The sequence below is a fragment of the Actinosynnema sp. NPDC053489 genome, from assembly GCF_044544865.1.
In the GTDB taxonomy this organism is placed as follows: domain Bacteria; phylum Actinomycetota; class Actinomycetes; order Mycobacteriales; family Pseudonocardiaceae; genus Actinosynnema.
In genome coordinates this window covers 96,539-109,958 of the sequence record NZ_JBITXT010000019.1, presented here as the reverse complement: position 1 = coordinate 109,958, position 13,420 = coordinate 96,539, and the positions used below count along the sequence as shown (strand labels likewise).

8 protein-coding genes are annotated in these 13,420 nt (G+C 66.5%); 1 reads left to right on the top strand and 7 read right to left on the bottom strand.

The annotated features are described in order from the left end of the window. Positions 1-6 precede the first annotated feature (6 nt). A complete protein-coding gene (gene pglX, locus ACIGNX_RS31860) occupies positions 7-3,609 on the bottom strand; it encodes a BREX-2 system adenine-specific DNA-methyltransferase PglX (RefSeq protein ID WP_396544752.1) in 3,603 nt (1,200 codons plus the stop codon). Positions 3,610-3,627: 18 nt separating this feature from the next. Then, positions 3,628-7,950: a BREX system serine/threonine kinase PglW gene (pglW, locus tag ACIGNX_RS31855; RefSeq protein ID WP_396544750.1), complete on the bottom strand. Its 4,323-nt coding sequence runs from the start codon at positions 7,948-7,950 to the stop codon at positions 3,628-3,630. A 437-nt stretch (positions 7,951-8,387) separates the two neighbouring features. Between pglW and ACIGNX_RS31850 the strand changes: the two genes are divergently transcribed. Next, positions 8,388-8,630 (top strand): hypothetical protein, encoded by a 243-nt coding sequence (locus ACIGNX_RS31850; protein ID WP_396544749.1) that lies wholly within the window; start codon positions 8,388-8,390, stop codon positions 8,628-8,630. A gap of 367 nt (positions 8,631-8,997) precedes the next feature. On the opposite strand, the gene ACIGNX_RS31845 is transcribed toward ACIGNX_RS31850, so the two are convergent. From ACIGNX_RS31845 to ACIGNX_RS31825, 5 genes are all read right to left on the bottom strand, one after another. Then, positions 8,998-10,983 carry a DUF262 domain-containing protein gene (locus tag ACIGNX_RS31845; protein WP_396544747.1) on the bottom strand — a complete coding sequence of 662 codons (1,986 nt, stop codon included), beginning with the start codon at positions 10,981-10,983 and terminating at the stop codon, positions 8,998-9,000. A 142-nt stretch (positions 10,984-11,125) separates the two neighbouring features. Beyond that, on the bottom strand, positions 11,126-11,530 hold the full coding sequence (locus tag ACIGNX_RS31840; RefSeq protein WP_396544745.1) for a hypothetical protein: 405 nt from the start codon (positions 11,528-11,530) through the stop codon (positions 11,126-11,128). A 95-nt stretch (positions 11,531-11,625) separates the two neighbouring features. Next, positions 11,626-12,390, bottom strand: a complete 765-nt coding sequence (locus ACIGNX_RS31835; protein WP_396544743.1) for a hypothetical protein — start codon at positions 12,388-12,390, stop codon at positions 11,626-11,628. Continuing rightward, entirely contained in the window at positions 12,387-12,713 is a 327-nt protein-coding gene (locus tag ACIGNX_RS31830) for a hypothetical protein (protein WP_396544742.1), read from the bottom strand. Before ACIGNX_RS31830 ends, ACIGNX_RS31835 begins: the two co-directional genes overlap by 4 nt. After that, positions 12,710-13,393 (bottom strand): YbaB/EbfC family nucleoid-associated protein, encoded by a 684-nt coding sequence (locus ACIGNX_RS31825; protein WP_396544740.1) that lies wholly within the window; start codon positions 13,391-13,393, stop codon positions 12,710-12,712. The genes ACIGNX_RS31830 and ACIGNX_RS31825 overlap by 4 nt, the downstream gene beginning before the upstream one ends. Positions 13,394-13,420 lie beyond the last annotated feature (27 nt).

Here is a 13,420-nt window from a genome sequence, read left to right as displayed (position 1 = left end):
AGCTGATCAGTCCTTCTTCGCCGCGCGTCGTCCCCGCGTGGGCGCGGCCGGTCGCCACGCGCGCAGGTCGTCTTCGGTGAGCTGGTGCTTGGCCCGTTGCTCGGTCAAGTAGGCGTCGTACTCGTCCGCAGGGACTCCGCCCCACTCGTCGTCGTACTCACCGTGCCACTGCTTGACCCAGGGCAGCACTTCGAGCAGGCCGGCGAGCAGTGGGGTCAGCCGTTCACGGGGCCAGGCGGCCTGCTCGGTGCGGTCGTTGACCGTGTTGACCAGCGCTTGCGCCTGGTCCTTGTGGTCCCAGCCGGCCCAGCCGAGCAGGAGCGTCGGGTCCGCGTCGGGGCTCGCGTCCGGGTAGGAGATGAAGCGCTCCTTCGGGACGTCGAGCTTGCCGCGCTGCGACCAGTAGCTCGTCTTACGGAAGTCGCCGCTGCCGTACTTCGGCGGCACCGGGATGTCAAGGCGCTTGCCGGTGCGGTCCTCTTCACGCTGAAGCTCCCAGACCTCTTCCCATTGCTCGCGCTTGCGCAGACCGGAGTCCTTGTAGCGGAGGGCGGCGAGGTAGGGGACGTGCTGGTCGGCGATGACCTGTTCGAGGATCTGGGCCAGGGTAAGGTCGCGCTTCTTCAGGTGGTCGGTCGCGTAGAGCTGTGCGACGGAGTTCATGTCGGCGTCGTCGCGGAACTGGTCAGCGAGCTGGCTGATCGTGAGCGTGCGGGGGTGCTTCATGCCGTCGCGCAGGGCGAACCACAGCTCGGGCTTCTCGCAGCGGTCCAGCAGCCAGTTGCGCAGGGCTTCAGCTTCGCGCTTCTCCCAGGGGACAGTGGCCCAGCGGCGCTTGTACTCGGGACGCTCGATGAGCGCAATGTCAGGCCGCTTTTCGATGATGTCGATGCGCGCCTGAACGATGTCTTGATACCACTGTGGCCAGTGGCTCGGAATTTCGGTAATCGGCGTTGACCCATGACGGGTGAACCATACGGTCCTACTTGTGCCAGCGGCTACTTCGCGTGCTAGCACGATCTCAAAAGCTCGCTCTCCGAGGCGAACTTCTGGTAGAAGGTGTATGTCTTGAGCGACAAGTTGGGAGCTTTCGTTTTCGTTTAGCAACGCGTACGAGTAGTATGCCTTCCAGTCCAACTCCTCCTGCAAGGCGATCATCTTGCCGCGAAGTTTTTGATAAGTTTTCCGAGCGGTCGCTAGTGCATCCGCTTTCGGTGGCTCCCTGGTCATGTTGAGATTATTTTCCGAACAGTCTGTCGCCAGAGCGTCCAAAATTCTTCCGTACTCGGTCGGTAGCGCTTTCGGTAGCGGAAAGCCTTCCAGTTTGCCGCCTGTAAACTCGTAAAATCTTTCCCATTCGTCACTCATGAAGCCGCCGGTTCCTGACTGGCTGCCCTTGTCGGGGCTTACCTGCTTAAGCCAGAAGCATGCAGTTGATGAGTTTAGGACGGAAATTACAGCCAGGTGATCGTTCTCAGTTGCCTCTTGTGGTAGTTTGATTACTGGAGCGTGGGCGTCAAATATTTTGCCGCCTCGGTCAAGTGTAAAGTGGAGGTGAGTTGCAACATTGGGGAAGACAATGGAAAGTGGCCTGCTGTAGGCTGACTTGGTGTGTTGCATGTATTCCCACCAAGCACGACCAGCATCTTCCATGTTCCCCTGAAAGGTGCGCCTAGCAGCGAGCTGAGTGCGCCACGGCCATAGTTCATACTGCACTTCAGGAGAAACCGAGCCGTCGGAAAGGTATGGATACCATACAAAATTCAGATCGCTAAGACTCCAGTCGCGCACGTTCTCCCCGCGGATTATTTTGCGAATAGCCGCAACGTTACTCCTGTTGCTCAACCTGAACGCGCGAGGTCGCGAAAATGCTTCATCGGACCCCAATCTAACCGCGCGCCCAATCGGTGGTTCAATGACGGAGCTTAGCGGAGCGCTTCTATGCTCTATTGCAGCCTTTAGTTCTGACACCTGTTCCCCGCTTAGAGACCAAGGGTATCGCTGCAATCGGCTGGCTTCAATGTGCTCTGTAATGACCCATTCGGTAGACGATTCGCTCTTATTTTCGTGCGCGAGGATGGCGCGCCAAACAAGACCGGCAGCGGGATCTACCGGTTCAACGGGCTCGCCTTTAACGCTGATCGTCACACGGACTGGTTCCGCAGTGGAGGGGCGGTTACGGCCGATCATTATTACCGTAGGAGTGCCGTGGCCGGGAATGTGGGCCGCTGAAGTATCGATTAGGCGCGTTAGGTCGACGCTTGGTAGAAAATTTTCGATCAGCTTTCGCCCGAAAGCATGCTTCATGAACGAGTTAGCCGTTATTTGTCCTACGAAACCCGAGTTTTCACTACTGCCGCGCACTGCCAATTGGAAAAAGCGTTGGGTGAACGGAACTGATAGAGGGTACGTGCCGGAACAAGCGCTGTAACCACGGCGGTAGTTCTCGTTTTCCTGCTTGTCTTTCGGCGTGATATAGGGAGGATTTCCTACGACTACGTGATAACTGGCGGTGCCCAACAGGTCGACCGGCCGGTACTCTTCGACATCCTCGGTTCGGTAGGTGTACGCTCCTTCTGCTTCGAATAGGCTTCCCTGTATGCCCGGCGCGCCACGTCCATGCAGCAATGAATCGCCCACTGCGACATTAATTGGAAAGGCTGCTGCCCGGTTAAGCGAAGGTTTACCTGTTGCGCGTAGGGCGGCAACTAGCAGTCGAAAGCGGGCGATTGATGCGGCGAAAGGATTTTTGTCGCAGCCGTGAATTGATTGTAGCGATTGCGAGATCAAGTCCCAGTCGTTTGCGCCCGGCTGAGCAATGCGCCACTTCGCAAGCAATTTGTGAAAGATTCCGAGGAGGAAATGTCCTGACCCACAGGTTGGGTCGATCGTTCGAAGGCCCTTAAGTCCGAAGTTCTTGATTGCCGGCTCTAGTGTCAGTTCTAGGATGAAATCTTCTACAAACTCTGGAGTTTGCAAGAGGGCGTACTTCTTTCGGGCATGATTCGACAAGTATTGATATAGATCTCCGATGAATCGTGTGTCCCAGTCGTCGTCGGTGAAGTCGTAGCGGATCTCGCCGTCGTCGCCGCGCCGGCGCCAAAAGTTCAGCAGTGCTGTGGCCTGCTCGAACGAAGGCGTGATCTCCCACAGCGGGTTGTACCGCCGATCAAACAACCCCTCGACGGTCTTGTGCGACGACGCCAAGTGATCGAACGCCGCGACGATCCAATCCCGGTCGTTCTTCTCTGGGTGTTCCTTGAAGAACGCCTCGTGCCGCTCCACCGCATCGGCCAGCCGACCGCCCGGCCCGGCGATGAACGGCCACTCGATCAGGCCGTTGTCCTCGCAGAATCGCACGAACACGGTCCCCAGCACCCACGCCACCGCGACCTGCGTGACGCGCTCGTCCCGCCACGCCCCATAAGTTGCCGCAGTGCGCTCGGCCTTGCGCGCCTCGTCGTACTCGGTCTTCAGCGCACTGGCGAACGGCTCCTCCTCACTGCGCTCCCGCAGGTCGTCCTCCAGCGCACTGACCTGCTTACGCAGGTCTTTCACCAGCTCGGCGTGGTCAAACCCGCGAGTCGTCAAAGCTGCGTTCTCCTCCACAGACACACCCACCAACACTTAGGCCGCGCTACCGGCGTCGCCGCGCAACGCGGCCAGGAACTTCTTCGACAGGGCCACCCGCTCCGAGGCGTCCAGCACCTCGACCGTCCGCCCGTCCAACTGCACCGACTCGCGCTCCGACTCACCGGGGCACAGCAGCCAGAAGCCACGCGGCGCGTCGGCCGGTCTCCGCGCGGCGTTCTGCACGCGCGTCAGCACCTCGTGCCCGCCCTCGGTGAAGTACCGGGCCAGCAACCCCGCGTCGTGGACGAACAGCACGTCACCAGCCAACGACGGATCGAGCAGCCGTTCCTCGACACGGGTCCACGCGGCCCGCACGTACGAAGCCAACCCACGAGGCATCTCACCAGACTCGGTGAATCGGGCGTCGACACCGAGCACCTTGCGCCAGTCCTGTCCTCGTTCGGCGACCAACGCCCGGAACTCGGTCAGGAACGTCTGATTCAGGTCGGTCCGCCGCACCGGGTGGAGTCGGGCCAGAGCGTCGGCAGTGCCGGGCAGCTGAGCACCTCGCAGTGTCAGAGCCAGGAACCCTCCGCGCTCGAACGCGCTCGCCAACTTGCCCGCGATCACCGCATGGGGATCGCGCGCGCCGACAGGCAGGGCGTGGGCGCTGATCGAGGTCCCGGTGGACGACGCCGCGCGCGGGTGCTCCGGCTGAGGCGGGCGGAAGCGGCGGCTGGTCAGGTCCCACTCCAACGGGATGCCGGCCTCGCGCAGTGCCTCCTCCATGCGCACGTGCGTCGGCTCCGTGCGCCACTCGAGCTCCGGGAACCGAGCACGAACCCGCTGGCACAGCTCCTCGGTCGTGATGCCCGGGTCACGCCGCACGCCCGCACCGGCCTGCGAGATTCGCAGCGCCCGCGCCAGGTCGAGATCCCTCGGGTACAGCTCCAGGCGCGGCGAGTCGGCGGCCCTCTGCGACACGGCCGCCGCCAGCTCGACCAAGCGCGTGTCCGCCAGCGGTGCCAGGCCCTCGGGCGCGGTCACCGCACGTAGCTCACGCAGCACGACACCGCGGCCCGGCAGCGGGTCCTGCCTGACCAGGTCGTCGGCGTGCTTGCCCAGCGCCACCGCGTAGTCGGCCAGCTCGATCGCGCTGGGGTCGCTCTGCCCGGCCAGCGACTCGCACGCGATCAGCACCCGCGTCCCGCGCCGCAGGACCAGCAGCCGAGGGCTCGCGTCCGGGTCGTTCGAGTGCAGCCCGGTCCACTCCTCGGCGTCCACCGCCGCCCGCACCACGGCGAGTGCCTTCGCCAGCGTCCGCTCGGGGGTGTCGTGGGCCGCGCCGTGTCGGACGCGCACCGCCTTCGCCAGCTCCCGCGCCGTCATCACCCGACCGGCGTCGGTGACGAGCTGCACCAGCTCGTCACGCAGCTCCGCCACCCACGGCTGCTCCACCCACTGCTCGACGGCCGCCCGGTAGTGCCGGGACACCGTCGGCTGAGCGAGGCCGACGACGCGGGCGACCTCGGACTGCTTCGCCCACAGCTCGGGCACACCGCTCTCGTCGGGCAACCCCAGCATCAGCCGGAGCACCTGCTCCTGCTTGGTGGCCTTACCGGCAGAACGGGGAGCCAGCCGGTCCGCCATGTCGTCCACGCCGAGCTGGACCGCGGTCTCGCTCTCCTCCCGCTCGACGGGAGCGGGTCCGGCCGCGCCGCGCAGCCTGGCGGTCCACTGCTTGTGGCGGCGGTTCAGCTCCTTGCGGATCACCCGGCCGGCGCCGCGGGCCTTGGCGATCTCGTAGAGCGGCACGTCCAGCAGCTCGCCGACCGTCGTCGCCCTGAACCCCTGCGCGACCGACACCGCACGCGGCGACAGCCCGGCCGCGTCGAGCGGGGTGTTCAGGCCGGCGGCCTCGGCGTGCTTTTCGCGGGCGCCTTCCACGGTCGCCGCGTCGAGGCCGACGGTGGCGGGCGTGGTGGCTGGGCTCGCCGCGTCGGCCTGGGCGAACACCGCGCGCCAGGCGTCCTCCATCTGCCGCAGGGTGTCGAACCGCCGGTCGACGTCCCGGTGGAAGGCGCGCAGGAAGAACTCGGTGAGGCCGTCCTGAAGGGCAAGCTCGAAGGAGGCCGTCGCGAGCGTCGGCGTCTCGTCGGACGCGGTGCGAGGATCGGTGAGACCGTCGCCCCACACCGGCTTCTCGCCCGACGCCATCTCGTGCAACGTCACGGCCGCCGCGTAGCGCTCGGCGTGGTCGTCGAACACCGGCCGGCGCGGCGTGTCCAGGAATGGGTCCAGGTAGCCCCGCGTGCCAGCCTTGACATCCCGCTCGGACACGCCGTGCAGCGAGAAGTCGAACAGCATGAGCTGCCACGACCGGTCCTCGCGCCGGTAGAGGGCGAGGTTGTCGGGCTTGATGTCGCGGTGCCGCACACCCTTCGCGGCGAGCTGGTCGAGCGCCGTGAACAGGTCTTTCCCGAACCGCTCCAGCTCGTGGTAGGTCAGCCGGCCCTCGGCGCGCAGACGGGCGCCGAGGGTGCGGTCACCCGCGAAGTCCAGGTCGAGCACGGTCCGACCGCCGAGCACACGCGGACCGTCCAGCAGCTTCACCACGACACCGCCGCCGACCAGGTGCAGGGCGTCGGCCTCGGCGTGCAGCCGATCGGCCTTGTCCTCGTCCAACGCGACCTTGAGCACCCGGCGCGTAACCGTCTCGGTGTCGTCGTCGTCCTCGTCGGTGCGGCGCACCAGCAGCGCGCGGGCGGTCGCGCCGGTCCCCAGCACCCGTTCGACCACCCATGGACCGTCGACCGGCTGCCCGGGGGTCGCGTCGAGCGGATCGACCTCAGCGGTGTGGGTCTCGGGCACGGCCGAGTCGCGCTCGACTCCGTCCAGCGCGTCGAGGAACGCCTCCGCCGAGTCGAGCCGGTCGGCCACGTCCGCCTGGGTGGCACGGAAGATCAGTGAGTCCAGTGCCTCGGACACGCTGTCGCTGACCGCGTACGGGTGCAGGCCGCGCTCGCGGGCCAGCCGGTCCACCAGGCCGCTGCGCTGCGTGGCGGGCGGCTGCCCGGTGACGATCAGATAGGCCAGCGCGCCCAGGCCGAACACGTCCAGGTCGACCGGGTCGGAGTACGGCTGGTCGAACTCGGGCGCGAGGTAGACGCCGGACGCGTCGGGCAGGTGGCTGCCCGGCATCGACGTCATGATCGAGGACATGCCGGTGGTGTCGAAGTCCCGCGCCGCGCTCTGCCAGTCGATCACCCGCAACACGGGGGTGGAGCCGTTCTCCTTGGCCGACACGTACACCGACCGGGCGGCCAGCGCCCGGTGGTAGAGCGAGCGGCTGTGCGCGTAGCGCAGGGCCTCACCGAGCTGGCGCACCATGTCGAGCCGGGTCTCCGGGGTGAGCTGGTCCTCATGCAGTGCGAGGTAGGAGTCCAGCCGCAGGTCCGTGCCGCGGTGTGCGAACCGGATCGCCGGACCGCCCTGGTGCTCACGGATCTCCATCGCCTGCGCGATGCCGCGGTGGGCGATGCCCTGTAGTACCTGGTACTCGCGCCGGGCGGCCCGCTCGACCGACTGGCGCTGGTCGTCGGTCGCCTGCGCCTGGGTCAAGTAGATGCGGACCCGGCCCTCCTCGCGCACCGGCTGCTCGCGCCTGGCGAGGCGGTCCTCCCAGGTCGGGCCCGCGTCGAGGACGTCGGTGGTCAGTTTCCAGTCGTCACCGAACCGCAGGTGGGCGGTGGAGACCCGGATGCCGATCTTGTCCAGCAGCCTCGGCAGCACGTGCCGGGAGAACTCGGGCGTGATCCGCTGCGACTCGCGCTGCGGCGGCGTTGCCAGCAGGTCACGCCAAATCCAGGGCAGACCCTGCGAGACGTCGTCACGGCCGTAGACGCGGACGCGCTGCACGTCGTCCAGACCCGACACCAGACCGGGAGCCGACAGGAACACGGCCGGTTCCACGCGGGGCACCCGCTGACTGATCTTCAGTTCCTTTGCCGCCCACTCCAGGCGGGACTTCAGCTCCTTGGACTTCAGGTCCGTCAGGTGCAGCGGGTTGCGCAACGTCCGGGGACGGGTGCGGCCGTCCTCGAAGAAGCTCCACGTGTCGCCGTTGTTGACCACCCGGCCAGGGTGTGCTTTGAGTTCGACCAGGTAGAGGCCACCGGGCACCGCGATCAGCAGGTCGCACTCGTTGATTCGGCCCGACGCGGCGGTGAACGAGAACGTCGCCCACGCGCGGTAGGGCTCGGCGTTCGGCATGAGGCGCTTGACGGCTTCGAGGCCGTCTTGCTCCCACGGGTATGGCGAGGTGCGCTCCTGGAACCACCGCTGCACCGCCGGCGGAGGACCCGGCTTCGGCGTCATGGGCCGTTCCGCTGAAGGCAAGGTCTTCCCTCCGAGCTGTCGTGCTGTGCTGAGGTCGCGATGCTACTGGCGACCGCCGGCGTACCCCAGCCGGAGCAGCCACCTGTGCGTCGCGGCGAGGGCTCTCCGCGTTACGGCGGGCGGGGAGGTAATCGGAGAGGCAAACGGAGTGATCTTCGCCTTATCGGAATGCGGAAACAGGGTGTTCGGGCAGCGGAAAACGCCCTTCTCGCGATCGGCCAACCTCGACGCTCTTGAGGAACCGTTGAACGCCCTGGAGTCGATGATTCGTTCTTCTCGAGATTCCTCGAATTACGAAGGTCGACCAAAGTCGTTCGCGGTGCGATTTTGACGGAATTGGCGTCATTGCCTCTGTGGCTGCTCTTCCGCCACGCAATCGCGGTGATTCGCATGCCGCCTCGCACTCCGTCGACGTCGTGAGCTATGGACGTCATCAACCGGACGGTGCCGTCCCTGTCCAGCGCCACGTCCCTCAGCTTCTCGGCAGTCAGCCCTTAGAAGGCGACGCAGGCAGGGGTTTCGAAGAACGGGCCGGTCGTGCCTTCCTCGACGAACACCACCGGTCTGTCATTCGCGAAGTCCAGGATCACGAACTGGACCAGCAAGCCGGCGTGATCACGCCAATGACCGCCAAGATCGCGGACACCTTTTCGGGGTGAACTCCTGCTTGCCATTCTCCAGTCGGCTGATCGTGCTGGCCGAGACACCCCGCTCGTTATCGACATCTAGCACCGTGAACGTTGCTTTCGTGCAAAGTCGTTCGAGCTCGAATCCATCCCGCTGATGGCGACACCGGACTTCGTTGTTGCGAAGATGACCTCTTTGCGATGTGTGCGAGCACCGAAGCAGAAGACGAAGGGCATCCCTGACGTCGCCGGGACCGAGAGGAAGAGGCGGTGATGTGAGAGGAGCACGCCAAGCCACATCGGCCGGGCCCAGGGCGGACGGCCATTCCCGCCGAACCGCCCACCTGCATGACGCCACCGAGCGTCCCGGCGGCCGCTCGCAATCACAGCGGCCGCCGGCTCAGTCGACGCTGATGACGGGAAAGATCAGTTGTTCGCCTCCCCAACGCTCGACCTTCGGCTGCGCGAGAGCCGCGATCGGGCGGCTGTCGCCACGCTCCCGGTCGAGCACCTTGCGCCACTCCGGCAGGGTGCCGGTGACCAGGAACGGTCCGATCGGTACTTCGAGCTGGTCGTCCTGTACTCGGACAGGAGTGCTCTCGCCTGCGATGACAAGATCTCCGTCCACCCCTGCCTCGGCGGCGGCGACCACATCCTCCAGGTCGGCGGCGGACATCGTTGCCGACCACGTGCCGCTGTTCGTGCGTGCCCGTGCGAGCAGGACGTCGTCACCTGTCGTGTTGTCGTACCACTCGAACTCGAGGACGGCGCCGGACAGCGGGTCGGTGGACTCGGACGCCGGGGAGAGCCACGCCGGCCGGAACCTCTCCAGCAGGTCCGTCATCGCGTCGGCCAGCAGGCGCCGCCGCGCGCTCAGGAACGAGCGGTAGCGGTCCGCGTCCCGCAGGTCTTCGTCCACGGGGATGAGGTGGGCGGTCAGCTCCTGGTCGCCCAACGTCGGGAAGTAGTCCCGCGGCGACCTGTGGCTGATCTTCCGGTTGGCCTTGCCGGAGATGAAGGCGAGGTTGACCAGGTCGTTGATCTCGCCCTTGCTGTACTTCTCGGGGTGGTTCTTCAGCGTGGCCTGCGGGTGGATGTGGTGGTACTCCAGCGCCTGGCTGCCCTCGGCCGCCGCCGAGATGCCGATGCTGCCCCACCAGTCCTTGGCCCCCGCTTCCTTGGCGACCAGGAAGCTCAGGAAGAAGTACGGGCTGCCGACGGTCCGGCCCGCGAGGTCGTCCGGTCCGATCGACACGCCGCCGGTGACGCCCAGGTTGTCCAGCAGTCGGCGCACCGGGTCCTCCGTGCGGGCCGCCGGGATGTCCTGCCCGAGCCGGGTGTCGGTCGACCCGCTGTACCGGTTGCGGATAGTGGCCGCCAGGAACCAGAAGAGGATGGCGTCGGCCGTGCCCCCGTCCAGTTGTTCGTCCTCCCGTTCACCGAGCAGGACGATCAGCGGCAGCAGGACGACCATCGACGGCAGCAACTTGCTGTGCGAGGCACCGAGGTTGTTTTGCAGCAAGGGCACGAGGTGCCGGAGCCCGCGCCGCACCGTGGCCCAGCCGCGGTCGAGTTCGTCGTCGGTCGCCGCCACCAGGCGTGCGTGCGACCAGGAGGACAGACCGCGTCCCAGCACCGCGCCGGTGAGGGCCCTGGTGAGAAACGTGACGTCGATGTCGCCGTAGCCGCGGTCGGCCCAGTGCTTGGCCTCCGCCTCCAACTTCTGGAGCACACCCGGCCACCGCGCCGACAGGGTGGCGAGTGCCAGGTCCGAGGTCTTCAGCGAGCGGCCCCCGCTGTTCACGCGCACGAAGATCTGCGTGACCTCGTCGTAGGGAAAGTCCCGCAGCACCTCCATGTGGAACTTGTGACCGGGGATGGCGGCGAGTTTCTGCAGTCGCTTGCTGATCTCGTTCGGGGCAATTCCCGGATTGCGCTCGTGCAGTTCACCGACGAGCTGCCACTGGTCGGCCTCGCGCTTGAGGACGTCGTAGACCTTGATCCACCGGGGGTCCTTGGCCGTGGCTGCGCTCTGGTTCTGGAACTTCTCGGTCTCAACGTTGAAGACGATGGCCGCCTGCGGGTGATCGGTGAAGACCCGGTGCAGCGACGTGACGCGCTGTTGGCCGTCCAGGAGGTAGAGCGGCACGACAGCGGCCTTGCCCGCCGGACCGCTGATCGCGGCTTCCCTGGTCTGCGGCGCCTCGTCGGTCTGCCAGAAGAGCAGCGATCCCGACGGGTAGCCGCGGTAGAGCGACTCGACCAGCTTGGCGACCTGGGTCGGCTTCCACACGTAGCCGCGTTGGATCTCCGGCAGCCTGATCTCGCCTTGTTCGATCTGGCTGACGAGAGTCCTGACCTCGCGTTCGGTCTTGTCAACAGGCATCCAGGCGGCTCCCGCCGTAGAGGTTCGGTGCTGGGCATGTCATCGCCGGACAGGGGCGCACCGTTATCGAGATGATCGTGCCCTGCGCGGCTCGCACGCCTCGACCGGCTCCGACGGCCGAGGCTGCGGACCGCGCACAACGTCAGCGGGGTGCCGGCAACACGGGACGCCCGACGGCGGAGAGGACACCCGCGACCACCGCCGGTGCGGCCAGCAGCAGCAGGTAGGCCCACACCCCACCGGTGAGCCCGACCGGCTCCTCGCCGCTGCGGGCCGTCATCACCAGCAGGAACCAGGACACGGGCACGAACAGGGTCGAACTCACCCAGCCACCCGTCAACGCGCGCCGCGCCTGCCACATCCGAAAGGCGTCGAACTGCTCGCCCCGCGCGTAGGAGCGAGCCATGCCAAGGGTGATCGAGGACAGGAACGGCCCGATCACCGATGCGCATCCCGCGATCCAGACCATGGTGTTGATCGGGTGGTGGGCCGTCGGCAAGGCTCGTCCGAAACCCACGATCGCCCACGCGAGCACCAGGCAGGCCACCAGGCCCACCGCCGCGAGGACGGCGCACCGACCCTGGACCTCGCGAACACGGGCGGCGGGTAGCCAGATGTACCGCGACGGTGGGCCTGGGCGTGTCACGAGTCCGGCCGCCAATCCGAGCGGTCGCCGTCCATGACACTTGCGTCCGCCATGTCCGCGGTGTTCGGCATCGCCCATGTGGAACCGAGGTCCCGGAGCTTCTGCCGGATCGCGGCCTGCTCGACCTCGATCGTGTTGACGTGCGACTCCAGCGCCATGATCGCCGCGGCGATGAGCCCGAACGCGGCCGCCGCCGCGGTGAGGATGACTCCGATCGCCGCCGGGATGCCCACCACGGTGAACGCGGCGACCACCGCGCCTGCGATGGCGACCGCGAACCCGACGAATGCCAATCCCATCGCGATCCAGAACATGTCGATCGAGTTGGCCAGGCTGTTGAGCGACGAGCGCATCTGCCCGGCGATGTCTTTGATCGAATTCAGCCCGGCGGACTGGGGCGGCACCGTCGCCTGGTAGGCGCGGGCCGCGCGGCCCTCCCACTCGATCGTGGTGCGGAGCTTGTCGAGTCCGATAGTGCCGGCGACGTCACCCAGTGCGTTGCCCACCTGCGACACCCACTGCTCGCCGACCTGCTTGAGGCGGTCGGGGTCACCCGGCTGGTCCCACAGCTGGTTGACCCGGTCCCAGAACTCGCGCAGCTTCCGGTCGAGCAGCTCCATGTTCCGGATGATCGGGTCGATCAGGTACTCCAGCGGCGCGGGCACCCAGCTCATCACGCTGTTGACCTGCTCGAAGAACCTCTTGCTCTCCTGGTCGATCCTCTGCGTCCGCTGGTGCGCTTCCTGCACGAGTGGGTTCATCGGCCACCACCGTCGGTGTGGATGCTGTTCATGGCGTGCCGGTTCGCTTCCTCTTCGGCCTCGTAGGTGTTCGCCGCCGCGTGCAGGCTTTCGCCGAGGGTGCGGAACGCCTGAGTCGCTTGGGCGAGCATGTCTTCCAAGGTGTCGCGGGCGTCGTTGTAGGTGCGGTCCAGACCCCGGTCGACCGCCCACATGGACACGTCGGCGCCGGTCAGGGCCAACCGGCCGAGCGCGGAGCGGGGACCGTCGAGGTTGTCGGCCGCGGTCGCCCACACGGTGGCGTCGGATCGCATGGCTTCCAGGGCGACGGAGATGTCGGTCATGGCAGCAACCCCACTCGGCGCAGCAGTGCGTTCGGATCGCTCAGCAGAGCGGTGAGTTCGGTGATGGCAGGGCTCTGCGGCCCCCGTGCGATGTCCACCGGGACGGTCCGGGCGTGGAGGGTGCGCAGCACTTCGAGGAACTCCTGCTGCATCTCGGTCACACGGGCAGTGTGAGTCCAGGCCGCGTCGGCCTCGATTCCGAGGACCTGCCCGCGGTGCGTCGTACCGCGCACATGACCGCCCCGGCTCTCCACGGTCGTCGGCCGATCCACGACCTCGGCCGTGCGCTGCGCGTACCGGTCCAGGTCGGCGCTGACCGCGTCCATCAGCCGCAACGCCTGCTCGGCGGTGATGCGCTCGGTCGACGGAGGCAGTGGTGGCTGAAAGGGCGGAGGCTCCGCTGGTCGCTCGGCCTGCTGCGCCAGCGCTCGTACGGTGGCGGCGTTCGCCGCTTGGGTCACCGCCGAGCCGAGTGCACGCGGGTCGACCGACTGTCGCCACCTCGCGGTGATGGTCACCGACTGGACCTCAGCCAGGTCGTTGACCGCCACGGTGACCACGCCGTTCGGGTCCTGCCCGGTCAGCAGGTCTTGCCGTGCCCGCTGCTCCTGTGGGGTCGACCGTGGCTGCCGGTCCCCCTCATCGTCTTCCTCGAAGCCGAATCTGAATGTGCCGCTCACGCCTCTCCTATCCGTCGGTTACCAGTC

Bases quoted from the DNA above. Each gene is read 5' to 3' on its own strand.
- pglW (WP_396544750.1), bottom strand. From the start codon at position 7,950: ATGACGCCGAAGCCGGGTCCTCCGCCGGCGGTGCAGCGGTGGTTCCAG.
- ACIGNX_RS31845 (WP_396544747.1), bottom strand. From the start codon at position 10,983: ATGCCTGTTGACAAGACCGAACGCGAGGTCAGGACTCTCGTCAGCCAG.
- ACIGNX_RS31835 (WP_396544743.1), bottom strand. From the start codon at position 12,390: ATGAACCCACTCGTGCAGGAAGCGCACCAGCGGACGCAGAGGATCGAC.
- ACIGNX_RS31830 (WP_396544742.1), bottom strand. From the start codon at position 12,713: ATGACCGACATCTCCGTCGCCCTGGAAGCCATGCGATCCGACGCCACC.